This window comes from Caballeronia fortuita, assembly GCF_001544835.2.
GTDB lineage: Bacteria > Pseudomonadota > Gammaproteobacteria > Burkholderiales > Burkholderiaceae > Caballeronia > Caballeronia fortuita.
In genome coordinates, this window is sequence record NZ_FCNX02000005.1 from 91,995 (window position 1) to 116,575 (window position 24,581).

24 protein-coding genes are annotated in these 24,581 nt (G+C 63.3%); 3 read left to right on the top strand and 21 right to left on the bottom strand.

Annotation, left to right across the window (positions count from 1 at the left end; all coding sequences use genetic code 11):
- Positions 1-256: 256 nt before the first annotated feature.
- On the top strand, positions 257-1,189 hold the full coding sequence (locus AWB77_RS11410) for a LysR substrate-binding domain-containing protein (protein ID WP_008349998.1): 933 nt from the start codon (positions 257-259) through the stop codon (positions 1,187-1,189).
- A gap of 692 nt (positions 1,190-1,881) precedes the next feature.
- On the opposite strand, the gene AWB77_RS11415 is transcribed toward AWB77_RS11410, so the two are convergent.
- On the bottom strand, positions 1,882-3,252 hold the full coding sequence (locus AWB77_RS11415; protein WP_061134553.1) for an 8-oxoguanine deaminase: 1,371 nt from the start codon (positions 3,250-3,252) through the stop codon (positions 1,882-1,884).
- 474 nt (positions 3,253-3,726) lie between these two features.
- On the opposite strand from AWB77_RS11415, the gene uraH reads away from it, so the two are divergent.
- A complete protein-coding gene (uraH, locus tag AWB77_RS11420; RefSeq protein WP_061134554.1) occupies positions 3,727-4,080 on the top strand; it encodes a hydroxyisourate hydrolase in 354 nt (117 codons plus the stop codon).
- Between the two features lie 72 nt (positions 4,081-4,152).
- Positions 4,153-5,346: a urate hydroxylase PuuD gene (locus AWB77_RS11425; RefSeq protein WP_061134555.1), complete on the top strand. Its 1,194-nt coding sequence runs from the start codon at positions 4,153-4,155 to the stop codon at positions 5,344-5,346.
- 60 nt (positions 5,347-5,406) lie between these two features.
- Here AWB77_RS11425 and ltaE read toward each other — a convergent pair whose 3' ends face one another.
- The 20 genes from ltaE to AWB77_RS11525 form a co-directional block, all read right to left on the bottom strand.
- Positions 5,407-6,411, bottom strand: a complete 1,005-nt coding sequence (gene ltaE, locus AWB77_RS11430; protein ID WP_061134556.1) for a low-specificity L-threonine aldolase — start codon at positions 6,409-6,411, stop codon at positions 5,407-5,409.
- A gap of 110 nt (positions 6,412-6,521) precedes the next feature.
- The gene (locus AWB77_RS11435) at positions 6,522-7,025 is read right to left on the bottom strand and encodes an ureidoglycolate lyase (RefSeq protein WP_061134557.1); all 504 of its coding nucleotides are present in this window, start codon (positions 7,023-7,025) and stop codon (positions 6,522-6,524) included.
- Positions 7,022-8,029, bottom strand: coding sequence for an allantoicase (gene alc, locus AWB77_RS11440; protein ID WP_061134558.1), 1,008 nt, complete (start codon positions 8,027-8,029; stop codon positions 7,022-7,024). Before alc ends, AWB77_RS11435 begins: the two co-directional genes overlap by 4 nt.
- Positions 8,030-8,099: 70 nt before the next feature.
- On the bottom strand, positions 8,100-8,624 hold the full coding sequence (gene uraD / locus AWB77_RS11445) for a 2-oxo-4-hydroxy-4-carboxy-5-ureidoimidazoline decarboxylase (protein WP_061134559.1): 525 nt from the start codon (positions 8,622-8,624) through the stop codon (positions 8,100-8,102).
- Entirely contained in the window at positions 8,621-9,571 is a 951-nt protein-coding gene (puuE, locus tag AWB77_RS11450; protein ID WP_061134560.1) for an allantoinase PuuE, read from the bottom strand. Before puuE ends, uraD begins: the two co-directional genes overlap by 4 nt.
- Positions 9,572-9,704: 133 nt before the next feature.
- Complete coding sequence (locus tag AWB77_RS11455) at positions 9,705-10,439, bottom strand: aspartate/glutamate racemase family protein (RefSeq protein ID WP_061134561.1); 735 nt, start codon at positions 10,437-10,439, stop codon at positions 9,705-9,707.
- Between the two features lie 52 nt (positions 10,440-10,491).
- Positions 10,492-11,997, bottom strand: coding sequence for an NCS1 family nucleobase:cation symporter-1 (locus tag AWB77_RS11460; protein WP_061134562.1), 1,506 nt, complete (start codon positions 11,995-11,997; stop codon positions 10,492-10,494).
- Positions 11,998-12,382: 385 nt separating this feature from the next.
- Positions 12,383-13,105 (bottom strand): GntR family transcriptional regulator, encoded by a 723-nt coding sequence (locus AWB77_RS11465; RefSeq protein ID WP_061134563.1) that lies wholly within the window; start codon positions 13,103-13,105, stop codon positions 12,383-12,385.
- 298 nt (positions 13,106-13,403) lie between these two features.
- Entirely contained in the window at positions 13,404-14,327 is a 924-nt protein-coding gene (gene ldcA / locus AWB77_RS11470) for a muramoyltetrapeptide carboxypeptidase (protein ID WP_208601515.1), read from the bottom strand.
- On the bottom strand, positions 14,321-14,929 hold the full coding sequence (gene tadA / locus AWB77_RS11475; RefSeq protein WP_074168876.1) for a tRNA adenosine(34) deaminase TadA: 609 nt from the start codon (positions 14,927-14,929) through the stop codon (positions 14,321-14,323). Before tadA ends, ldcA begins: the two co-directional genes overlap by 7 nt.
- Positions 14,926-15,318, bottom strand: a complete 393-nt coding sequence (locus AWB77_RS11480) for a DnaJ family domain-containing protein (RefSeq protein ID WP_061134565.1) — start codon at positions 15,316-15,318, stop codon at positions 14,926-14,928. The genes tadA and AWB77_RS11480 overlap by 4 nt, the downstream gene beginning before the upstream one ends.
- 277 nt (positions 15,319-15,595) lie before the next feature.
- Positions 15,596-16,339, bottom strand: a complete 744-nt coding sequence (locus AWB77_RS11485) for an ABC transporter ATP-binding protein (RefSeq protein ID WP_061134566.1) — start codon at positions 16,337-16,339, stop codon at positions 15,596-15,598.
- The gene (locus tag AWB77_RS11490; protein ID WP_061134567.1) at positions 16,336-17,196 is read right to left on the bottom strand and encodes an ABC transporter ATP-binding protein; all 861 of its coding nucleotides are present in this window, start codon (positions 17,194-17,196) and stop codon (positions 16,336-16,338) included. Before AWB77_RS11490 ends, AWB77_RS11485 begins: the two co-directional genes overlap by 4 nt.
- Before the next feature lies 1 nt (position 17,197).
- On the bottom strand, positions 17,198-18,109 hold the full coding sequence (gene nikC, locus AWB77_RS11495) for a nickel transporter permease (RefSeq protein ID WP_061134796.1): 912 nt from the start codon (positions 18,107-18,109) through the stop codon (positions 17,198-17,200).
- A 19-nt stretch (positions 18,110-18,128) separates the two neighbouring features.
- The gene (locus AWB77_RS11500) at positions 18,129-19,103 is read right to left on the bottom strand and encodes an ABC transporter permease (RefSeq protein ID WP_244158533.1); all 975 of its coding nucleotides are present in this window, start codon (positions 19,101-19,103) and stop codon (positions 18,129-18,131) included.
- 71 nt (positions 19,104-19,174) lie between these two features.
- On the bottom strand, positions 19,175-20,758 hold the full coding sequence (locus AWB77_RS11505) for an ABC transporter substrate-binding protein (RefSeq protein WP_061134569.1): 1,584 nt from the start codon (positions 20,756-20,758) through the stop codon (positions 19,175-19,177).
- A 13-nt stretch (positions 20,759-20,771) separates the two neighbouring features.
- Entirely contained in the window at positions 20,772-21,335 is a 564-nt protein-coding gene (gene ddpX / locus AWB77_RS11510) for a D-alanyl-D-alanine dipeptidase (RefSeq protein WP_061134570.1), read from the bottom strand.
- Between the two features lie 91 nt (positions 21,336-21,426).
- Complete coding sequence (gene thpR / locus AWB77_RS11515; RefSeq protein WP_061134797.1) at positions 21,427-21,987, bottom strand: RNA 2',3'-cyclic phosphodiesterase; 561 nt, start codon at positions 21,985-21,987, stop codon at positions 21,427-21,429.
- A 24-nt stretch (positions 21,988-22,011) separates the two neighbouring features.
- The gene (guaA, locus tag AWB77_RS11520) at positions 22,012-23,595 is read right to left on the bottom strand and encodes a glutamine-hydrolyzing GMP synthase (protein ID WP_061134571.1); all 1,584 of its coding nucleotides are present in this window, start codon (positions 23,593-23,595) and stop codon (positions 22,012-22,014) included.
- Positions 23,596-23,761: 166 nt separating this feature from the next.
- On the bottom strand, positions 23,762-24,571 hold the full coding sequence (locus AWB77_RS11525; RefSeq protein ID WP_061134572.1) for a hypothetical protein: 810 nt from the start codon (positions 24,569-24,571) through the stop codon (positions 23,762-23,764).
- Between the last annotated feature and the right edge of the window lie 10 nt (positions 24,572-24,581).

Below are 24,581 nucleotides of genomic sequence, written 5' to 3' on the forward strand. Positions count from 1 at the left end.
CGCCCGGTCACCGAGCAGGCCAGGCTGGAAAAAGTTACCGCTCAAGAGCGTGAGACAGCGTCATGTCGCACTTACTCATATCGCGGGCAGAATTTACAGAATTCGCGACGCTAAGTCGATAACTCAAAATTATGTGTTGTGTGCTGCCAAGCCAATATTTGCGGGTAACCCACACCTTGACGAAATTTTTGCGTCATATTAAAAATGATATGCGACACCCCCGCATCGATCAGCCAGAACATATAGTGGAGATAACATGAGTCAGCAACGCGAGGCGATCGATACGTATCTATTGCGCGTCTTGCATACCCTCTTGATGGAGCGCAGCGTGACGCGCGCGGCCGTCAAGCTCAATCAGTCGCAACCTGCCATCAGTGCCGCGCTGCGCCGGCTGCGCGACATCACGGGCGACCCGCTTCTCGTGCGCGGCAAGTCGGGCATGGTGCCGACCGAATACGGTCTGCGCCTGCTGGAGCCGACGCAGAACGCGCTGCGCGAAATCGAGCGCATCAAGGTTCAGCAGCACAATTTCGATCCTTCCACTTCGGTGCGGTGTTATCGCATTGGTTGTCCGGACTATCTGAACGTGCTGTTCGTGCCGACTGTCGTCGAACGATTCCGGCAGGCCGCGCCCAATGCCACGCTGGAGTTTCATTCGCTCGGTCCCGCGTTCGATTACGAGCTCGCGCTCGAGGATGGCAAGCTCGACATCGTCGTCGGCAACTGGCCGGAGCCGCCCGAGCAGTTGCACCTTTCCAACCTGTTTGTCGACAAGATCGTGTGTCTTGTGAGCAATACGCATCCCTTCGCGAAGCGCGGCGGGCTGACGCTCGATCAGTATCTGAACGCGCCGCATCTTGCGCCGACGCCCTATTCCGTCGGCCAACGCGGCGCGATCGATGTGCATCTCGCGCGGGAGCGGTTGAAGCGTCATGTCGTCGTGACGCTGCCTTACTTCAATCTCGCGCCTTACGTGCTGATCAAGTCCGATCTCGTCTTCACGACGACGCGGCTTTTTGCGGATCATTACGCGCGGTTTCTGCCGCTCGCGGTCGTGCCCGCGCCGCTCGATTTTCCGCCTATGCAGTATTACCAGTTGTGGCATGAGCGGTGTCATTATTCGGATGAGGTTCGATGGTTACGGGGACTTGTCGCGGAGGCGACTCGCTCTTTGATCGATCAGCCTTGATTGGTTTTTTGCTTGGTTCTTTGCTTTGTTTCTTTGCTTTGTTTCGGGGTGGAACTTGTTTTCGCGTCGGTCTATTGGCTCTGCCCCTGTGCGGGGCGGCAGTCACTTTCTTTGCTGCTGCAAAGAAAGTAACCAAAGAAAGCAGCTTCTGTTACGCCCGCGGTCATACGCACGTTGGGTAGTCCTCTCATCCACCCTGGCACTCGCCTAACGTGTGCCCTCATCATATTCACCCAGCTTGGCTCGCGCACGGTCTGACTAGCTAGTTCGTTCCGCGCGCGGGTTCAGCACCAAAAAGCTCCGGCCCGCTTCGCGGCCGATGGGTTGATCGGGTTTGCGTGTGCCTCTTCCTAGAGCCGCCATCTCGATGCGCACGCGCACCATCGGTTTCCCGCGCACACCCGGCGGCAGCGCGTAGCGCTGTGCCGGAACCGTTTCGTGCTGAACCAGCACACTTGGCGGTACGGCACGTCAGACCGTCCGCGAGCCAAGCCCGCTTGGTCTCACGAGGGCACTCTTTAGGCGAGTGCCACCTTGGACGAGAGGACTACCCAAACTGCGTGTGACCGCGGGCCTGAAAAGCTGCTTTCTTTGGTTACTTTCTTTGCAGCAGCAAAGAAAGTGACTGCCGCCCCGCACAGGGGCAGCGCTAATGAACCAAAAAGAAAGCAAGTTCTCCGAACAAAAAACGCTCAAGAACCCGAAGAAGATGCCAAAACCAAATCCCGCGCCAGACGATTATGGCGCTCGACGACCGCGCCGAGATCCACCGTAGTCAACCGCCCATCCTTCACCACAACCTTCCCATCGATAACACTAGTCGACACCTGCGAAGGCGCACAAAACACCAGCGCCGCAACAGGATCGGAAAGCCCCCCGGCAAACGCGACCTGAGCAAGATCGAAAGAAACGAAATCCGCCGCCATGCCCGGCGCGAGCGAGCCAATATCATCGCGATTCAAAACCCTGGCGCCGCCCAGCGTGGCAATCTCCAGCGCCTCGCGGGCCGTCATCGCGTCCGGGCCGAAGCCAACGCGTTGCAGCAACAAAGCCTGCCGCACTTCGGCAACCATCTGCGCGCCATCGTTCGATGCCGATCCATCCACGCCGATGCCCACCGGCACGCCCGCATCGCGCATCGCACGAATCGGCGCGATGCCCGACGCGAGCCGCATGTTCGAGCACGGACAATGCGCGACGCCCGTCCCCGTGCGCGCAAAAAGATCGATGCCCGGCTTGTCCAGCTGCACACAATGCGCATGCCACACGTCATGCCCGACCCACCCGAGATCCTCCGCATACTCGGCCGGCGTCATGCCGAACTTCTCGCGGCTATACGCGACATCGTTCAGGTTCTCGGCCAGATGCGTGTGCAGCGACACGCCGTACTCGCGCGCGAGCAGCGCCGCATCGCGCATCAGTTCGCGGCTCACCGAGAACGGCGAACACGGCGCGACCACCACGCGCAGCATCGCGTATCGGCCTTCGTCGTGATACGTCTCGATCAGGCGCTGCGAGTCCTTCAGAATCGCGTCTTCCTTTTCGACGACCGAATCGGGCGGCAAGCCGCCATCCTTCTGTCCGACGCTCATGCTGCCGCGCGCCGCGTGAAAACGCATGCCGATCTCGCGCGCCGCCTCGATGCTGTCGTCGAGCCGGCTGCCGTTCGGATAGATATACAGATGATCGCTCGATGTCGTGCAGCCGGAGAGCAGCAACTCCGCCATCGCGGTCTTCGTCGACACATGGATCATCTCGGGCGTCAGATGCGCCCAGATCTTGTAAAGATTCGTGAGCCAGCCAAAAAGCTCGGCGTTCTGCGCGGCGGGAATCGCGCGCGTCAGGCTCTGATACATGTGATGGTGCGTGTTGACGAGGCCCGGAATCACGAGATGTCCGCTCATGTCGAGCACTTCGTCGGCGGAAGACGGCAGTTCGCTCGTCGGTCCGACCTGAACGATGCGGTTGTCCTCGATATAAAGACCGCCATCGGCGATTTCGCGGCGGTCTTCGTCCATCGTGACGAGCATGCGGGCGTTCTTGACCAAAAGACTGCGTGGCATCGGCTAAATCTCCATTGAAGAGTCGGGAACCAGTGAAAAGCCCCGGTTACCCAGCGTCGGCCGCCGTCTTCGGGACGCCGCAAATATCGATCGATATCGCGCGCACCGCTACTGTCAGCAGCCAAAAAATCGTGCGCAATCAAGCGTCCGTCATAGTCATCTTCACGGCCGCAATATATTCCCGAATATTGGCGCGGGTAGCATCGCCGAAAACGCCGGAAGAAAACGCGGCCGGGTCCGTGCGGCAAGGCTTACGCCCCGCTGTCATGCGTTGGGCATTATCTTTCCTATCGCGGTCGCACAGCGCGTCTCAAATTCCTACAATGCTGTACACGGCGCGCATCTGAAACGCCGACGGGTATGTAGCCACTGACGTGGAGCCTCGATCCGCCGCTGACGCACCTCGAGTAATCAGGTGCCGAATTTCGGATCGATGCGCAAAGCCGGATCTCGCACAACTCAAGGAAACTGCGAATGGGCAAGCTCACTACCCACGTCCTCGACACCGCGCACGGCCGCCCGGGCGCGAACCTCAAAGTCGAGCTGTTCGCGCTCAACGGCGACGCCCGCCGCGCGATCAAGACCATCCACACGAACGACGACGGCCGCGCGGATGCGCCGCTGCTCGAAGGCGCCGAATTCGAAACCGGCGAATACGAACTCGTGTTCCATGCAGGCGATTACTTCGCCACGCTCGGCGTCAAAGTGCCCGAGCCGCGCTTCGTCGATCGCGTCGTGCTGCGCTTCGGCATCGCGGATGCTTCGTCGCACTATCACGTGCCGCTGCTCGTGTCGCCGTGGGCGTACAGCACGTATCGCGGCAGTTGAGCTGCGCGAACGGAAGCCAAAACACAGCTTGAACCCCGCAAGCACATAACGAATCGGTAGTTGGAGGAGTACATGGAAGGCTTTGTCACCGACTGGCTCAATCTCGTATTGCGCTGTCTGCACGTCATCGTCGCGATTGCATGGATCGGCGAATCGTTCTATTTCGTCGCGCTCGACAACAGTTTGAAACCGCCCACGGACCCGAACGCGCGCCGTCGCGGCGTCTTCGGCGACTTCTGGCACGTCCACGGCGGCGGCTTCTATCACATGCAGAAGTATTCCGTCGCGCCGCAGGACATGCCGGAGAACCTGCACTGGTCGTTCTGGCCGTCGTACACCACGTGGATGTCGGGCTTCGGCCTCTTCTTCGTGCTGTATCTGATGTCGCCGAGCACGTATCTCATCGACAAGAGCGTGCTCGACATGGGCCCGGTCGTCGCCGTATCGGCCGCACTCGGCTTCCTGATGGCCGGCTGGATCGTGTACGACACGCTGTGCCGCGTGCTCGGCACCAACGACAAGCTGCTCGGCATCTGCGTGGGCATCTACGTGTTGATCGCGGCGTTCATCGCGTGTCATGTGTTCGCGGGCCGCGCGGCGTATCTGATCACCGGCGCGATGATCGCGACGATCATGTCGGCGAACGTGTTCTTCGTCATCATTCCGGGCCAGCGCAAGATGGTCGCCGCGATGCTGAAGGGCGAGACGCCGAACGCGATCTACGGCAAGCGCGGCAAGCAGCGCTCCGTGCACAACACGTACTTCACGCTGCCGGTCGTGTTCGCGATGCTGTCGAATCACTACGCGATGACCTACACGCACAAGTTCAACTGGCTGATCCTCGTGCTCATCATGCTGGCCGGCGCGCTGATCCGTCAGTTCTTCGTGATGCGCCATCGCGGCCAGGTGCTGTGGTACATGCCGGTCGCGGGTCTCGTGCTGGTCCTCGGCGCGTTTGCATGGACGATGCCCGCGCCGACCGTGCCCGTCGCGCAAGCCGCCGGCGCGCCGACGATCAAGGTCTCCGACATCCAGCCGATCATCCAGCAACGCTGCGCGACGTGCCACTCCGCGCATCCGACGATGATGGGCAGCGCGCCCGCCGGCGTGTTGCTCGATACGCCCGCCGAGATCAAGCAGAACGCGCAGCGCGTGCATCAGCAAGCTGTGACGCTGAAGGCGATGCCGCTCGGCAACGTCACGCAGATGACCGATGCGGAGCGCCAGAAGGTCGCCGCATGGTTCGCGGGCGGCGCGGTCGAATAAGCCTTCCCGCTTCTGTTTCGCCGAATTGCCTCGCTTCGTTCGAAGCGGGGCATTTTTCATTCAGCGCGCGAAGTAATCCTGCATCGCGCGAACGACGGTGTCGATATCCGCGCGCGACACATCGCGATGCGTGACGAAGCGCGACGCATACAGCATCTGCATGAGAATGCCGCGCTCCTTCAGAAACGCCTCGAGCGGCGCGCAATGCGGCCCGGGAATCTGCGCGAAAACCATATTCGTCGCGTGCGACTGCACCTTGATCGCGTCGATGCGCGCGAGGCCGGCGGCGAGATGCGCGGCGTTGTCGTGATCTTGCGCGAGACCATCGACGTGATGATCCAGCGCGTACAGGCACGCCGCGGCGAGCACGCCCGACTGGCGCATGCCGCCGCCGAGCACCTTGCGCCAGCGGCCCGCGACATCGATCAATGCCTTCGATCCGACCAGCACCGAACCGACCGGCGCGCCCAGCCCTTTCGAAAAGCAGATCGACACCGAATCGAACGGCGCGCACAACTCGCCGACCGCCTTGTCCGATGCCACCGCCGCGTTGAACACGCGCGCGCCGTCGAGATGGGTCGCGAGACCACGATCGCGCGCGAGCTTCGTCGCCTCGCTCACGTACGACGCCGGCAACACCTTCCCGCCGATGGTGTTTTCGAGCGCGAAGAGCCGCGTGCGCGCGAAGTGATTGTCGACGGGCTTGATCGCCGCCACGATCTTTTCGAGCGGCAGCGAGCCGTCCGGCGCGTTTTCGATCGGCTGCGGCTGGATGCTGCCGAGCACCGCCGCGCCGCCGCCTTCGTACTTGTACGTGTGCGCCTGCTGCCCGACGATGTACTCGTCGCCGCGCGCGCAATGCGCCATCAGCGCCGCGAGATTGCTTTGCGTGCCGCTCGGGAAAAAGAGCCCCGCTTCCTTGCCCGTGCGCTCCGCGAGCGTGGCCTGCAGCCGGATGACGGTGGGATCGTCGCCCCAGACGTCGTCGCCGGTTTCGGCCGCCGACATGGCTGCGAGCATGGACTTGCTGGGACGGGTGACGGTGTCGCTGCGAAGATCGATCATCGTGGGTTCGGGTCGTCAGGAATGGATCGCCTATATTAACGCCCCAAAAGCGAAAGGACCGGCCATACCGCGCCGGTCCCTTTCAATCCTGCAGCCCGCAAGGAAGCGCCTTAACGCAGCGCCTCTTGCGTGAGCCACAACGATTCCTTCAGATCCTGCTCGTTGAGATTCTGCCCTTCGCCGCCGCCGCGATCGACGACGATGTAATCGCTCACCTTGCCCAGCGCGAGCAGCGGATGATGCCACACGCCTTTCGCATAGTTCACGCCCTGCCAGCCGCTCGTGACGAACGCGCGGATCTTCGATTCGTCGAGATCGCCCGCGGGCGCGACGACGACGAGATACGGCCGGTCATCGAGCGGAATGAACGCCTGGCTGCCGAGCGGATGCCGCTCCATCATCTTGCATTCGAACGGCAGCGTGCGCGGCTGACCGCGAAACAGATTGACGATGGCATGGCCGCCGCCATCCGTCACGTCGACCTTGCACAGATCGTGGAAGCGGATCGTGGTGCCGAGGTTGATCGGAATCTGCTTCGCGCCTTCGAGCTCGATGACATCGCCATAAGGCTCGAACGCGGCGCGCGTCAACGGCACGATCTCCAGCTTTTTCATGATGCGAGCGTTCCGAAGAGACGAAGACGCGACACGCCGCCGTCAGGGTAGATGTTGAAGCGCACGTGCGTCACGGGCCCGAGCGCGGCCACTTCCGACTCGAAGAAATGCTGCTTGTCCATCTGCAGCTTCTGCTCGCCGAGCAGCACGGGCCAGAACATCGCCTGCGTGACGAGCGAGCTGTCCGTGCCGCCCTTCACGTACGCCGCCTGCAACGAACAGCGGTCCGGGAAGTTGCCCTTGAAGTGCGCGGTATCGACTTCGACTTTCTTGATGATGCCCGGCTGCGCCAGCGCGACGATACACCAGTCGTTGCCCGGCTCGCGACGACGGCGCGTTTCCCAGCCGTCGCCCATGTTCACGCCGCGCCCCGGCATCAGCAAGGTCGATGCGAGACCGAAGTGCTGGTTGTTCGTGCCGACCATGTACGCGCCGTTTTCCATCGCGCCGAGATCGACGAGCTCATTGCGGTCCGCGTTGCTCCAGTCGAGCTGCGGCTGGCCGTAGACACGCAGACGCGCGATGCCGCCATCGGGATAGATGTTCACGCGCAGATGCGTGAACGGCTGCTCCGCGCGGACGTCGAGATAATGGTGGCTGTTGCCCTGGAGCGTGGTCGACGGGACGATTTCGGTCCATTGTGCCGGTGCCTCGCCGTCGGCCGCATAGCCACCTTCGATCGACGCCGCCGGCGGGAAGTTGCCGGTGAAATGGCTCGTATCGAGATCGATGCCCTTGATCACGCCCGGACGCGCCAGCTTGACGATGCACCAGTCATAACCCGTCGTGCGCTTGCGGCGGGTTTCCCAGCCGTCCATCCACTTGCCGTGATCGTCGTACTTGCCGGGAATGAACACCGCCGGCTCCGGGTTCAGCATGCGTTCCTTCGGCGCGAAGAAATCGTCGCTCGCCTCGAGCGCCTGCGCGCCCAGACGCGGGTCCGCAAGGTTCACATAGCGGCGCGTGAATTCGGGCGCGTTGGGATCGAGTGTGGGGATTGCCATTTGTCTCTGTCCTTGCTTTCGTTCGTTACGGTGATGCGGAGCACGCAGTCTCAGGCGGCCTTAAGCGGCCTCAAGCGGCCTCGATGAGGTCGTTCAATCGGAAACCGGCGATCCGGTAAATCTGGTCGAGACTCGTGCGCAGTTCTTCGGCGCGGTCATGATTCACGCGCTCCTCGAAGTTCGCGATGATGCCGTGCCGGTCATAGCCGCGCACCGCGAGAATGAACGGAAAGCCGAACTTCTCGCGATACTGCGTGTTGAGCGATTGCAGACGGTCGAACTCTTGCTGCGTGCAGAGGCTCAGGCCCGCGCCGCTCTGCTCGCGCGTCGATTCGGCGGTCAGTTCGCCACGCACCGCCGCCTTGCCCGCGAGTTCCGGGTGAGCGTTGATGAGCGCGAGCTGCTTGTCGGCGCCGGCGGTTTCGACGATATGCGACATCGCCGCGTGCAACGCATCGATGTCCTTGAACGGACGCTTGAGCGCCGCCGCTTCCGGCACCCACGGCGAATGCTCGAAGATACCGGCGAGCACCGTCACGAACGTGTCGGCGGGCATGGTGTTGAGTTGGTCGAGTGTGTATTGCATCGCCTTCATGCCGCCGTCCCGTTGTTAGCTTTGTCGAAAGGATGTTGCTCGCGCCAGTGACGCGCGATGTCGATACGACGCGTGACCCACACGCGATCGTGCTTCTCGATGTGATCGAGAAATTTCTGCAGGCCGCGGAAGCGTCCGGGGCGGCCGAGCAAACGGCAGTGCATGCCGATGGAAAGCATCTTCGGCGCTTCGTCGCCTTCTTCGTAGAGCACGTCGAACGCGTCTTTCAGATACGTGAAGAAGTGCTCGCCCGTGTTGAAGCCTTGCGGCGTGGCGAAACGCATGTCGTTGGTGTCGAGCGTGTACGGCACGATCAGATGCGGCTTCTTCTCGCCGCCCGTCACTTCGACTTCGGTCCAGAACGGCAGGTCGTCGCCGTAATTGTCCGAGTCGTACAGGAAGCCGCCGTATTCCGCGACCAGCCGATGCGTATTGGGACTGTCGCGCCCGGTGTACCATCCGAGCGGCCGCACGCCCGTCACGCGCTCGATCGCTTCCATGCCGAGGCGCATGTGCTCCGCTTCCTTCTCCGGCGACATGTCCTGATAGTGGATCCAGCGATAGCCGTGACACGCGATCTCGTGTCCCAGTTCGACGAACGCCTTCGCCAGTTCCGGATGCCGCTCGATTGCCATGCCGACGCCGAAAATCGTCAACGGCATGCCGCGCTTCTCGAACTCACGCAGAATGCGCCACACGCCCGCGCGCGACCCGTATTCGTAGATCGACTCCATGCTCATGTGGCGCGAAGGATACGCCGCCGCGCCCACGATCTCCGACAGGAACTGCTCCGAGCCCGGATCGCCATGCAGCACGCAGTTCTCGCCGCCCTCTTCGTAATTGAGCACGAATTGCACGGCGACGCGCGCGCGTCCCGGCCAGTTCGCCTGCACCGGGTGGCGGCCGTAGCCGATCAGGTCGCGTGGGTAATGAGGATCGAGTGACATGGCTGGCGTTGTGCTCAAGCGTTGGAGAACGGGATTGTCGACGATTCAGTGTAGCTAAAAGACCCGGACGCGCCCATACATCAGGTCAGATATTCCGGGTCACGTCGTCGGTATGTGCCGGCGCGGAAAACCGTCAGCGCGGGCTGAAATCGGACAGCACGCCGTCGTACCGTTTCGTGAGCGGGCGCGCATAGTCGCCGCGTTTTGCCGTATGCAGCCTCAGTGCGATCAACGCCTCCGCCCATTTCACCGCCGCCGTCACGCCTTCCACGACCGGCGCGCCGATCGCGTCCTCCACTGCGCGGCAGAACTCCGCCATGCCCGCGCAGCCCAGCACGATCGCGTCCGAGCCGTCTTCGTCGAGCGCGCGGCGGCATTCGTCGACGATCGTCCGGCGCGCGGGCGATCCGGGCACGTCGAGTTCGAGCACGGGCACATCCGTCGCACGCACGTTCTTGCAAAAGCGCGTCATGCCGTAGCGCTCCGCGAGGTGCCAGGCCATGCCGACCGTGCGCTGCAACGTCGTGACGACGGAAAACCCCGGCGCGATGACGCTCGCCGCGTGCATCGCCGCCTCCGCGATGCCGATAACCGGCCCGTGCGCCAGTTCGCGGGCGGCGTAGAGGGCCGGGTCGCCGAAGCACGCGATCACGTAGCCGTCGAAGCCCTGCCTCTCGCCCGCTTCCACTTCGGCAAGCAGTCCGAGCGACGCGATCGCTTCGTCATGGTAGCCTTCGATGGACGGCGGGCCCATCGTCGGGCTCACCGCGACGATCTCCGTGCCGGGCGCCGCGACCTCGCGGGCGCAGCGGCCCATCGAGTCGGTCATGCGCTGCGTCGTGTTCGGATTGATCAGTTTGATGCGCATTGCTGTTCTCCACTGCTTTGGATGGTTCTCTCAGGTTCTGTGTGTCTATTTTTCAGACTTCGCGTTTGCGGTCGGCGAGGAAGTAATAGAACACCGCGCCCAGGCCCGCACCGATGAACCACGAGAAGTTCGCGGCGCCTTCGAGCGACGGCAGCATCACGCAAAGAATCGCGATCACGGCGGCAGGCAGGAGCGCCATCACCGCGCGGCGATTCACGCCCTTCGTGTACCAGTATTTGCCTTCTTCGGACACCGTGTAGAGATCGTCGACGGCGAGCTTGCCGCGCTTCACCATATAGAAGTCGAGAATCAGCACGCCATACAAAGGTCCGATGAAGCTGCCGAGAATATCCAGCGTGTAGTGGATCACGGCCGGATTGTTGAAGAGGTTCCACGGCGTGATGAAGATCGACGCCACCGCGGCCATCATTCCGCCCATGCGCCAGCTGATGAGCTTCGGCGCGACGTTCGAGAAGTCGAAAGCCGGCGACACGAAGTTCGCGACGATGTTGATGCCGATGGTTGCGATCGTGAAAGTCAGCGCGCCGAGGATCACCGCGCTCGGATGATCGATGCGGCCCACGGTCTCGACCGGATCGGTGATCAGCTGGCCGAACACCGGCAAGGTGGCCGCGGTCGTGATGACGGTCACGAGCGAGAACGCGAGGAAGTTGACCGGCAGACCCCAGAAGTTGCCGCGCTTCACGCTGCGAAAGCTCTTGCCGTAGCGCGAGAAGTCGCCGAAGTTGAGCATCGGGCCGGAGAAGTACGACACGACGAGCGAGATCGCGGTGATCATCACGGGAATCACTTCCATGCCGTGGTATTTCACGCCGCCGAGATTCAGTCCGATGTTGCCGAGGCCCGCGCGCCACACCATGTAGCCGGCGAGAATGAACATCACGACATAGACGGCGGGACCGGCGAAGTCGATGAACTTCTTGATCATCTCCATGCCGCGCCAGAACACGACGGCCTGCAAGACCCACAGCAGCATGAAGCCCGCCCAGCCGAGCGCCGAAAGACCGACGAAGCCGTACTTGTGGACATCGGCATAGGGCATCAGCGACGGCACGAACTTCAGCACGACGATGACGAGCGCGCTCGACGCCAGATACGTCTGGATGCCGTACCAAGCCACCGCGATCAACCCGCGAATCACCGCTGGAATGTTCGCGCCGAGCACGCCGAATGTCGCACGGCACGCGACGGGATACGGCACGCCCGCCACCTGGCTCGGCTTCGCGATCATGTTGCACAACACGTTCACGAGCCCGATGCCGATCAGCAACGATACGAGCACCTGCCAGCTCGTCAGGCCGAGCGCGAAGAGGCTGCCCGCGAATACGTAGCCGCCGACGCTGTGCACGTCGGACATCCAGAACGCGAAGATGTTGTATGCGCCCCAGGTCTGATTCTTGAGCGGCGCGAGATCCTCGTTGTAGAGGCGGTCGCTGTAACCGGCGGGCAGGTTCGGATCGTGTCCGGATGTCTGCTCTTCATACTCGTTTTCAAGCGGCGGCAAAGCTGAACTGCCGGATGCACTGAACTGGGCCATGACGTCTCCTTCATTGGCTGCTTGCGTAATGAAAAAACTGCAAACACCCGAGTGAAGCTTCGATCGGATGCCTTCGCTGCGGTCTCGATGATTCGATCCAGCGCGGCATTCTTTGGATTTGCGTTTGCGCCTTTGGGCTTACGGCCGAGAGCGCGCGGGCATTGACCCGTCACGCCCGCCCAGCGGCGACTTTCATTTCACGCTCACACGAGCGTCCTGTTCGATGCGACGCACGCCGCGCTTCCTTGCGCGTGCGACTCTCCGCGCGCTTTGCGCATGCGCGCGAAAGCACGGTGTCCGATTAAGTAGTCCTGCTTGATTCAGCCGATGGCGGGTTCTCCGATCCGCCGCCCTTCCGCCCTATCTATCGAGCGCCTTTTCGGCGTCAGACGGGCCTCGTGAACACTTCCTTCAGATCGACCGCGCCGCGCGCCGGCCGCTCCAGCATCTTTAATTCGACGTCGCGCAGATGTTGCGCCATCAGGACGCCGGCTTTCGCCGCATCGCCGGCATCGAGCGCGGCGAGAATGTCTTCGTGATCTTCGAACGAACACGAACTCTTGCCGAGCGATTCATACAGCGCCGAGATCAGCGTCGAACGCGCGACGAGCCCCGACAGGCATTCGCACAGCACCGTGTTGCCGGTGAGCGCCGCGAGTTCGGTGTGGAACTCGCCGGAAAGCCGTATCCATGACGAGAAATCGTGGCTTTCGAAAGCGCGGCGCTCTTTTCCGATCGTCGCGCTGATCGACTTCAGCCGGCGTACGCCGTGCCCTTGCGCGATCCGCTCCACGACCGCCAGCTCGATGATGCGGCGCATCTCGAAGACTTCATGCACTTCCTGCAGCGAAGGACTCGCGACGAACGCGCCGCGATTCGGCTCGAGATCGACGAGCTTTTCGTTCGCCAGTTGCGCGAGCGCCTGGCGGACTGGACCGCGCTTCACGTCGAACACTTCGCACAATTGCGCTTCGGTCAGCTTCGCGCCCGGCGCCAGCCGATGCTCGAGGATCGCGGCGCGGATATTCTCGGCGATCGACTCGGCATTCGCCCCGTTCGAAGCGGCATCCGAAGCATTCGATGCGGCACTACGCTTGGTGTCGGACATGATGTGCTCGCTTGCATGTTAAGCATCTTAGAATCGACATAAAGATTGTCAACAATTCATTTTAAAAACGCGCCGATGCGCGCGCAAATTTGGTCTGCGTATGCTTTCGAAGCCTAGGAAGGACAAGGCTTCCACGGAATTTCATGCGTTTTTGTCAGCATTGCCAGCACTTTTTTGTTGACAATCACAGGAACGAAATTGGTGCGCCTGATGCACATGGTGAGTGCTGTCTAGGACCGTTAGTTGCACCGTTGCATGCAAAATAAGGCGCTCGGTCGAGCGCCTCGTTTCGTTTTGTTCAAGCCAGATGCGGGTAATCGGAGAGTTTCAACGTGAATCCCCGCTCCGTCGCGACAAGGTGCGCGGATGCACCGAACGGCAGCGTCAGCAGATTTTCCACGTGCCCGAACTGCAATCCCGTCACGACCGGAATGCCGGTCACCGACCTGACCTGCTCGATCATCGCGTCGAGCGAATAGCCGTTGTCGTAGTCCGAGAGGCGGCCGCCGGAGAATTCGCCCATCACGATCGCCTGCTGACGCCCGAGCACGCCGGCCTGATAAAGCTGATAGATCATCCGTTCGATGCGGAACGGATGCTCGTTCACATCCTCGATATACAGAATCCCGCCCTCGACCGGCGGCAGATACGGCGTGCCGACGAGCGACGCCAGAATCGCGAGATTGCCGCCCCACAACATGCCGGTCGCGTCCACGCGCTGGCGCTGCGGCACGTTGCTCGTGACCGTGAAGCTCGAACGCGAGATCGCGTTCCAGAAATGCTGCATCGTGAACGAACTGACCTGTTCTGCGCCGAAATCGCCCGCGAACATCGGGCCGCCGAAACTTTTCACGCCCGCATGGGCGAAGAGCGCGCACTGAATTGCCGTGAAATCGCTATGGCCGACAATCGCGACCGGTTGATCGGCCAGCCGGCGCAGACCGAGATAGTCGAGGCCATGCAAAATGCGTGACGCGCCATAGCCGCCGCGTACCGCCAGTACGATGTCCGGCAAAGGGCTCGACGCATCCGCGAGACGGTTCAGATCGGCGGCGCGCTCGGCGTCGGTGCCGCCGAAGCGCTGGAAGCGCCGCCGCGTAGCGTCGACGTTTTCGAGGCGATGCCCTTCCCTGCGCAGTCGTCCGATGCCGCGCTCGACTGCTGCCGGATCGTGCGGATAGCCGGAAGGCGCAACGAGTTCGATGGTGCGTGATTTCACGATGTCGTTATTGGATGAGATGAGTCGGCGGCGCGCTGCCCGCCTTCACGCGCGCGGCGCGCATCACGTTCTTCGCGCGCAAGACGCCGCCGCTCGGCGAAGAAGTTCTTGAGCGCGTGCCCGCATTCGTCGGCGAGCACGCCGCCCGTCACCGTCGTGTGATGATTGAGCTGCGCGTTCGCGAACATGTCGACGACACTGCCGCACGCGCCGGTCTTCGGGTCCGTCGCGCCGAACACGACGCGGGCGATGCGCGCGTGCATGATCGCGCCCGCGCACATGAGGCACGGCTCGAGCGTCACGTAGAGTTCGCAGCCTGGCAGACGATAGTTTTGAAGCTTCTCGGCGGCGGCGCGCAGCGCGGCCATTTCGGCGTGCGCGGACGGATCGTGTCCGCGGATCGGATGATTGAATCCGGTCGCGATGACTTCGTCGCCGAGCACGATCACCGCGCCCACGGGCACCTCACCGGCGCTGCGGGCTTCGTCGGCGGCGCATTGCGCGAGCGCCATGAAGCGCCGATCGCGCTCGGCGGAAGATTTTTCGGATGAATCGGCGATGAGAGCGCCGGGCGCGGGTTCGGGCGCGTCCGACATTGCGGTCATTTGACTTCCACCGCCACGCGCGACTGCGCGCGCTCGGAGAGCCGCTCCGCGATGCGCCGGCGATATTCATGCGGCACGCAGCCGCCGCCGCGCAGCGACTCGAGCGCCATGTCGAGCGCGAGCATCTTGGCCTGCAACTGGCAGCGAGCGGCGGGGTCCGTCACCTTGTCGAACTCTTCCTGAAGCCCGCGCAATGCGCGAAGCTGTTCGACGGCCGGCGGGACGAAACCCGCGTTCTTGAGGATTCGATTGGCGACACGCACTTCCTCGGGCACGAGGACGTCGTCGTCGAAATTGAGCGGTGCGCCCGCGCCCGGCAGGTTGTTGAACTCGCCACGCGCAGCGGCTTCGTTGATCCGCTGTTCGACCAAAGCATCTAGCAATTTCATCGGGGAATACGACCGGCTTTCACCCGCGAACGGGCGCGGTCTGTCACGATTTCCGTTGGTTAGCTCGAAGTCGGAAGGCAGCCGGAAAACCACGCTCGCGCGTTGTTCGGCACGTCTCGACAATCCAGCACACATTCTATCAGTGGCCGGCGAGCGGTTTTTGCCGAAGGCACGCGCGTTCGCCGCGCGTTGCCGTATACCGGGCTTACCGCCGTCCTTATGCGTCGTTTGCGCAACATTCGTTGACTGCCTCATTGCAACTGTGCTTGTACGATGACTACGCGCCTTGCCCGCGCACGTAGCCTTCGGTCGCACGCAGCAGCCGTCGCGTGTATTCGTGCGCGACGTTGCGTGCGCGCACGGCATCGATGCCCAGTTGCTCGACGATCTCGCCATTGCGCATCACCGCGACGCGCTGACACAGAAAGCCGATCACCGCGAGGTTGTGGCTTACGAGGATCATCGTCAGATCACGTTCGCGGTGCAGCCGGCGCAGCAGATTCAGAATTTCCGCCTGCACGGAGACGTCGAGCGCGGACGTCGGTTCATCGAGCAGCAACACGCGTGGTTCGACGATCAACGCCCGCGCAATAGACACGCGTTGACGCTGTCCCCCCGACAACTGATGCGGATAGCGAAAGCGGAACGCCGGGCCGAGGCCGACTTCGGCGAGCGCCGCGAGAATGCGCGCGTCTTCGTCGCCGATGCCGTTGATCGAGAGCGGCTCGCGCAAGGTCTTGTCGACGGTGAAGCGCGGATGCAGCGCGCCGTACGGATCCTGGAACACCATCTGCACGTCGCGCCGCGCGGGGCGATCGGGCCGAGAACCGGTGTGCATGCTGCCGCCCGCGAGCGGCGTGAGTCCCGCGAGCGCGCGCAAGAGCGTCGACTTGCCGCTGCCCGATTCTCCGACGAGCCCGAACACCTCGCCCGTTTCCACGCGCAACGACACGTCGCGCACGGCATCGACGTGACCGGTTTTCGTCCGGAAGCGAATGAGCGCGCGGTCGATCTCGATCATCGCGGCGTGCCTTCGTCGAGCCATGCCGGGTCGCGGCGCAGCGTCGGCAACTCACCGGGTGGATTGTCGAGCGGGGGATTCGCTTCGAGCAGCCCGCGCGTGTAAGGATGCGTCGCGTGGACGAGATCGCGCGCAGCGCACGTTTCGACGACGCGCCCGCCGTACATCACCGCGACGCGGTCGCAGAACGACATTACGAGCGGCAAGTCGTGGCTGACGAAGACGAGACCCGTATCGTGGCGGGCGATCATCTCGTCGAGGACCGAGAGCACCTGCATCGACACGAGCACGTCGAGCGCGCTCGTGGGTTCGTCGGCGATGAGAAGGCTCGGGCCCGCCGACACCATCATCGCGATCATCACGCGCTGGCCCATGCCGCCGGAGAGTTCGTGCGGATACGCGTGCGCGACGCGCTGCGGATCGTGGATGTGCACGGCTTCCAGCGCTTTCACGATGCGTTCGCGCAAGCGCCGGCCGCTTTCCTTCACGCCTTGGCGCGCGAAGGTTTCGCGCATCTGCTGCGCGACGGTCATCACCGGATTGAGGGAATATTTCGGATCTTGCAAAACCATGCTCATGCGCGTGCCGCACAGCCGGCGGCGCGCTTTCGGGCGCATCGCGAGCAGGTCCTGTCCTTCGAAGTGCAGCGCCTTGGCGGACCATTCCGCCTCGGGCGGCAAAAGCCCGAGCAGCGCGCGCCCGGTCAGCGATTTGCCCGATCCCGATTCGCCGACGATGCCGAGCCGCTCGCCGCGCCGCACCGTCAGCGACACGCCGCGCACCGCGGGCACGAGCGCGCCGTCGTGGCCCGCGAAGGCCACTTCGAGGCCGTCTATTTCGGCGAGCGCATCGGTCATGTCAGCCTCCGTGCCGCGGGTCGAAGACGTCGCGCAGACCGTCGCCGAGCAGGTTGAAGGCAAGGCTCACCGCGAGGATCGCGAGGCCGGGAATCGTCGCGACCCACCACGCGTCGAGCAGCACGTTGCGGCCCGCCGCGACCATGTAGCCCCATTCCGGGCTCGGCGGCTGCGCGCCCAGTCCGAGAAAGCCGAGGCCCGCGACGGCGAGAATGATGCCCGCCATGTCGAGCGTCGCGCGCACGATCACCGACGACGAGCACAGCGGCACGATATAACGCAGCAGCACGCGCAGATGCGACGCGCCCTGCAGACGCGCCGCGTGAATGTAGTCGGCCTGCGCGAGCCGCAGCGACTCCGCGCGCGCGAGCCGCGCATAGGGCGGCCACGCGGTGATCGACAGCGCGATCACCGCGTTGAGCACGCCCGGCCCGAGCGCCGCGGCGAACGCGAGCGCGAGAACGATCTTGGGAAACGCGAGCGCGACATCGGTCACGCGCATCAACAACGTATCGACGATGCCGCCGCAATAGCCCGCCAACGTGCCGATCAGAAGCCCGACCGGCACGACGAGCACGACGACGAGCATCGCAATCGCAAGCGTCAGGCGCGAGCCGTGCACCAGCCGCGAGAGAATGTCGCGGCCGAGTTGATCGGTGCCGAACCAGTGCGCCGCGCCCGGTGGCGTGAGACGTTCGGCGAGCACTTGCTGCAACGGGTCCCGCGTGACGAGCATCGGACCGAACGCGGCGACCGCGATCAGAAGCAGCAAGATCGCGAGCCCGAACATGCTCAACGGATTCGACGAGAAGCGCCGCCAGCGCCGATACGCACGCCCGAGCGCGGCCTGTCGCGGCGACGCGGGCGTATCGGTCGAAAGCCACGCGCGCAAGCCCGTTCGCGCCGGTTTCATCTGTGCAAGGTCCTTCATGTCAGCGCGCACGCGGATCGAACACGCGATACAGCGCGTCGGTCAGAAGATTGAGCGCGATGAACGTCGCGCCGATCACGAGCGTACTGCCGAGCACGGCGTTCATGTCGGCGTTCAATAACGCGCCCGTCAGATACGAGCCGATGCCCGGCCACGCGAACACGATCTCCGTCAGCACGGAGCCTTCCAGCAGATAGCTGTACGCGAGCGCGATCACCGTGAGGAGCGGCACGGCGATATTGCCGAACGCATGCCGCCAGATCACGCGCCGCTCGGGCAGCCCTTTCGCGCGTGCCGTCGTCACGTATTCCTGGCTCAATTGCTCGAGCATGAACGAGCGCGTCATGCGCGACAGATACGCGATCGAATAGAACGCGAGCACGCCCGCCGGCAGCGCGATATGCGAGAACGCGTTTTTGAAGACATCCCATTCGCCCGCGATGATCGAATCGACGAGCAGGCTGCCCGTGCGCGTGTCGACCATGCCGTCGTAGAGCGGATCGATGCGCCCCGGCCCCGACACCCAATGCAGCCGCGCGTAAAAGAGCAGCAGGCCCATCAGCGCGAGCCAGAACACGGGCACGGAACTGCCCGCGAGCCCGATCACGCGCGCGATGTGATCGACGATGCGATTGTGCTTCACCGCCGCCGCGACGCCGAGCGGCACGCCGATCGCAACGCCGATGAACGTCGAGAGCGTCGCGAGTTCGAGCGTCGCGGGAAAGACGCGCTTGATGTCGTCGATGACCGGATTCGCGGTCAAGAGCGAGATGCCGAGATTGCCGTGCAGCACATCGCGCGCGTAGATCACGAATTGCTCGATGAGCGGCTTGTCGAGCCCGAGCCGCAGACGCGCGGCCGCGTAGGCCGCGGCGGATGCGCGGTCGCCGAGAATCGCGAGCACGGGATCGATGGGAATCTTGCGGCCGATGAAGAACGTGATCGCGAGCAGCCCCGTGAACGTGACGGCGAGCATTGCGATCCAGCGCGCGAGCGCCAGCGCGATGAGCACGCCGCCGAGCCGCGAACGGTTGAGCGTGACCGTGCTCACTGCTTCTTGAGGTTGCGATACGACACGAGATCGTTGATCGGCCCGACTTCAAGACCGGTCACGCCGGGACGCGCCGCCACCTGCGACACCTTCTGGAACATGATGACGAACGGCGACTGCGCGAGCATTTCACGCTGCATCTTCTCGTAGAGCTGCGCGCGCTTTTTCGTGTCGCTTTCGGCGAGCGCGGCGTCGGTTTCCTTCGTCAGTTGCGGAATGTTCCACGCGTTGCGCCACGCGAGCATCTTGTAGCTCGACGCATCCGAGTTGTCCGGATTCCACGCGAAGCCCTGCGCGTTGCTGTGCGGATCGATGTAATCCGCCGACCACTCGCCGATATAGATATCGTGCGCCCGCGCGCGATATCGTCCGAGCGTCTGCTTGTTGTCGCTCGGCACGAGTTGCACCTTGATGTTCGCAAGCGCGAGATTGGCCTGCACGGCCTGCGCGATTTCGCTGTACGGATAATCGTTGCGCACGTCCATCTTTACCGTGAAGCCGTTCGCGAGACCCGCCTTCGCGAGCAGCGCCTTCGCCTTCGCCACATCCTGGTGATACGGATTTTCGTTCAGCGCGCCGAGAAAACCCTCGGGCAGAAACGCTTCGTGGACCTTGTAGGTCGTGCGGATCACGTTCTTCTGAATGCCCTGATAGTCAATGAGCCACTTCATCGCTTCCCAGACTTCCGGCTTCGCGAGATTCGGATTCTTGTTGTTGAGGCCGAGATACATGAGCGTCGCCTGCGGCACGGCGCTCGCCTTGATGACGCCGTTCTTCGAGAGCGTGTCGAGATCGTCGGGAGAGAGATCGCGCGCGACGTCGATATCGCCATTCTGGATCATCAGACGCTGGCTCGCCGCTTCGGTGACGTGGCGCAGCACGATGCGCTTCATCGCGAGCGGCATGCGATAACCGTCGAAACGTTGCAGCACGATGCTGTCGTTCGCGGTCCACTTCACGAGCTTGTATGCGCCCGAGCCGGCCTCGTTGGTCTTGAGCCACTCGTTGCCGTAATCGTTGCCCTTCGCATGCGACTCGACAAGCTTGCGATCCACCACCGATGCCGGCCACGAGCCGAGCACGTTGAGCACGAAGGTCGGCGCATAACGTCGATCGGTCGTGATGGAGACGGTCGTGTCGTCGATCTTCTTCACGTTCTGCGCGGCGTTCGCTTTGGTCAAGCCGATGCCCGCGAGCACGGCGGCCGCGCCCTTGTCGAGCAGCGCGGTGCGCGCAATCGACCAGGCGACGTCATCGGCGGTGAGCGGGTTGCCCGAATGGAACTTGAGACCGGGGCGAATCTTGAAGGTGAACGTGAGACCGTCCGGGCTCACGGTCCACGACTCGGCGACATCGCCATTGAATTTCGACGGGTCTTTCAGATCGACGCGCACGAGCCGGTCATACGTGTTCGCGACGTATTCTTCGGGCACCAGTTCGTAGATTTCGCCGGGATCGAGCGAGGTGAATTCATCGAGCAACGTGGCCATGACGAACATGTCTTTTGGCGTCGCGGCGCTCGCGGGCGGCGCGCTCGCCAACGCGATCATCAGCGCCGCGATCAGTGCAGTCAGTTTCATGTCGGGTCCTCGATTACATGAGCCGCAGCGGGCCGCTGTCTTCGTTGTCGATCAAAGCAAGTTCGCGCGAGCCTGGCAATTCGTAATGCCACCACTCGCTCTTGATGTGCGTGAAGCCGGCGCCGTGCATCACGCCGAGCAAAAGCGTGCGATTGCGTTGCACGGGCTCCGGCAGGCCGAGGTGAAAGTGTTCGGATTCGGCGACCATCGCATCGAAACCGGTGCCCATGTCGAGCTCGTTGCCGTCGGCATCGATGAGCGTCAGATCGATGGCCGTGCCGCGGCTATGGTTTGAACCGCGCCCGAGTTCGGCGATGAACGTCGGATCGGGCAGGAAGTCCCACAGCACCTTTTGCGCTTGCGGCGGGCGGTAGGCGTCGAAGATCCTGAGCGTCGTGCCGATGCTCTTCGCGATATCGACGGCTTTGCGCAGCGCGGCTTCGGCGGGTTCCAGCAGCAGGCAGTGCTGCGCCTTGTAGATCGGTTTGCCGGTGAAGTTGCGATCGGTCGCGTAGACGAGATCGATCTGGACGTGATGGGTGTCGGGCGTGATGTGCAGCAGGCGGGACCGGGTCATGTAAGCGCTTCGAATCGATTCATTCCGATACACGCACCTTAACGCGTAAGAAAAAACCGCGAAACCCTTTATTTTCGATGTTTTCGGCTATTCACGACGCAAGCGGCCAGCGCGCGATGACTTCGTGTTGCGATTTTCCCAGCCGGCTGCGCATGAGTGCGAACTCGCGCGCTGTCCATGCGACGGGTTCCACGGGCTCGCGCGCGATGCGATGCTCGTCGTAGAGCAAGGTGACGTGCGGTGTGAAACGCGGATGGCGTTTGACGACGATGCCTTCGGCTTCGAGCGTCGTGCCGAGAGTGTGTTCGAGCGCGGCGAGCGTTTGTGTGACATCGCCGGAGAGCACCAGCGGGCGTTTCGCGCGGCGGCCGGAGAAGCTCTCGATACGGTCGAGCGTCACGTCGACGGGCGGCAACGCGATCTGCGAAGCGGCGATGTGGGCTTGCTTCAGGACATCGGCGGGAATGCCTGCGAACGCGCCGAGATAATGCAGTGTGATGTGCAGGCGATCGATGGGGATCGCTCTCGCCTTCAGTTCGTGCTCGATGTGCAGCCGCGCCGCCAGTTCCGCGATGCGCGCGGCGGCGCTGGGGTCGGGGTATAGGGCGAAGAAGAGAGAGTCGGTGGGGCGATCGGACGCGGAGTCAGTCATGCGCCCGTTCGCCATCGGACTCGCTCACTCCCACTCGATCGTCGCAGGCGGTTTACCCGAAATGTCATACACCACCCGATTGATTCCGCGCACCTCGTTGATGATGCGATTGCTCACATGTCCGAGCAGATCGTGCGGCAGATGCGCCCAATGCGCCGTCATGAAGTCGAGCGTCTGCACCGCACGCAGCGCGACCACATACTCGTAAGTGCGCCCGTCGCCCATCACGCCGACGCTCTTCACCGGCAGAAACACCGCGAACGCCTGGCTCGTCAGGTCGTACCACGATTTGCCCGTTTCCTTGTCGATGGTATTGCGCAACGTCTCGATGAAAATCGCATCGGCGCGGCGCAGCAGGTCCGCGAACTCGCGCTTCACTTCGCCGAGAATCCGCACGCCGAGGCCCGGTCCCGGGAACGGATGGCGATACACCATCGCGGGCGGCAGACCGAGCTTCACGCCCAGTTCGCGCACTTCATCCTTGAAAAGCTCGCGCAGCGGCTCGAGCAGCTTGAGATTCAACGTTTCCGGCAAGCCGCCGACGTTGTGATGGCTCTTGATCGTGTGCGCGCCCTTCTTGCCCTTGCCCGCCGATTCGATCACGTCCGGATAGATCGTGCCCTGCGCGAGCCACTTCGCATCGGTGAGCTTGTCCGATTCCTTGTGGAACACTTCGACGAACTCCGCGCCGATGATCTTGCGCTTCGCTTCCGGATCGGTCACGCCCGCGAGCTTCTGCAGGAATTCTTCGCTCGCATCGACGTGGATTACCTTCACGCCGAGGTGATCCGCGAACGTCGACATCACCTGCTCCGCCTCGTTCTGGCGCAGCAGGCCGTGATCGACGAACACGCACGTCAGTTGATCGCCGATCGCGCGATGCAAGAGCGCCGCCGCCACCGACGAATCCACGCCGCCCGACAAGCCGAGAATCACGTGCTCATCGCCGACCTGCGCGCGGATTTTCTCGACCGCTTCGTCGATGTAATGGCCCATTTCCCAGTCCGCACGCGCGCCGCACAACTCGAGCACGAAACGGTCGATCATCGCGCGGCCCTGCACCGTGTGCGTGACTTCCGGATGCCATTGCAGGCCGTAGAAGCGGCGGTCGTCGTCGGCCATCGCGGCGATAGGGCACGACGGCGTCGAGGCCATCAGCTTGAAACCCGCCGGCAGGTCGACGACCTTGTCGCCGTGGCTCATCCACACCTTGAGCATCGACTCGCCCTTGTCGCTCGCGAAGTCCTGAATGCCTTCGAGAAAGCCCGTGTGATTCAGCGCCTGCACTTCCGCATAGCCGAATTCACGCACGTGGCCGAGCTCGACCTTCCCGCCGAGCTGATCGGCCATCGTCTGCATGCCGTAGCAGATGCCGAGCACGGGCACGCCGAGATCGAAGACGATCTGCGGCGCGCGCGGCGACTTCGCCTCGGTGACCGAGTTCGGGCCGCCCGACAGGATGATGCCCTTCGGCGCGAATTCGCGGATGAACGTCTCGTCGACGTCGTACGGATGAATTTCCGAGTAGACGTGGGACTCGCGGATGCGCCGCGCGATCAACTGGGTGACTTGGGAGCCGAAATCGAGAATCAGGATTTTGTCGTGCATGGCTGCGGCCAAAGGCTAAGTGAACGATTGATGTCTGGGCTGCCGGAACGCAACATCGCGCGGCCGGCGTGCAAATAAATCGACGGCCGGCGCATAGGCCGACCGTGCTTGTCCTGCGTGTTTGCGTCGCCGCGCGTGCGTGGCGCCCGGCATGCGCTTGCGGCCCTCAACGGGGCGCGCGGCTCGCGTCCGGCGCGAGCGGATCGACGCGTCGACCCGTCGCAGGATCGATTTCGCCGGTGATGACGGGCTCGATGCGCTTGCCGGTGACCGGATCGATCGCGCGGCCCGTCAGCGGATCGAGCGTGCCACCGGTGACCGGATCGACCGCGCCGTCCGGATGCGCGCGCACCGACGCCGCACCGATGGGCGACGCGGGATCGAGCGGCCGTCCTGCTGAATCGATCGCGCGGCCCGATATCGGATCGATGGCCGTTGCGTCCGGCGCCCGGGCTGCGGGGCGCGATGCGATATCGATCGGTTCCGCGCGTGCGGGCGGCACTTCCTCACGCTTTTGCGCCGCCTTCTTCTCCGCGCGCTGCGCCGATGCCGCGCCCGCCAGCGCCGCGCGCTCGCGCCGCCGCACCGCCGACGACAACCGCACGCTGCCGAGACCCAGCACGAGCAGCACCGCGCCGACCACCGCCGCGCTGATCTGGCCGATGCCATCGACTTCAGGTGTGTGCAGCCCGAGCAGCCACACCAGCACGACGACGCCCGACAGCCACTGCACGTGGCCCGAAACACGCGCGGCGCGTGCGGTCAGCGCGCCATCGACGGCCGCGTGAAACGCGAGCCACGACAGACCGACGAGCGCGATGCCGAGCAACTGCCCGGCGAACGCCGGCTGGACGCGGATCGAATCCAGTTGCAGCGCGCCGTACAGGCCGGCCCACGGCGTCAGCAGAAACAGCAGGCCGAACGCCAGAAAAATCAGGGCATTGATGACGAGCACGACCCGCAGCAACGGTTTCATGGTCAGTCCG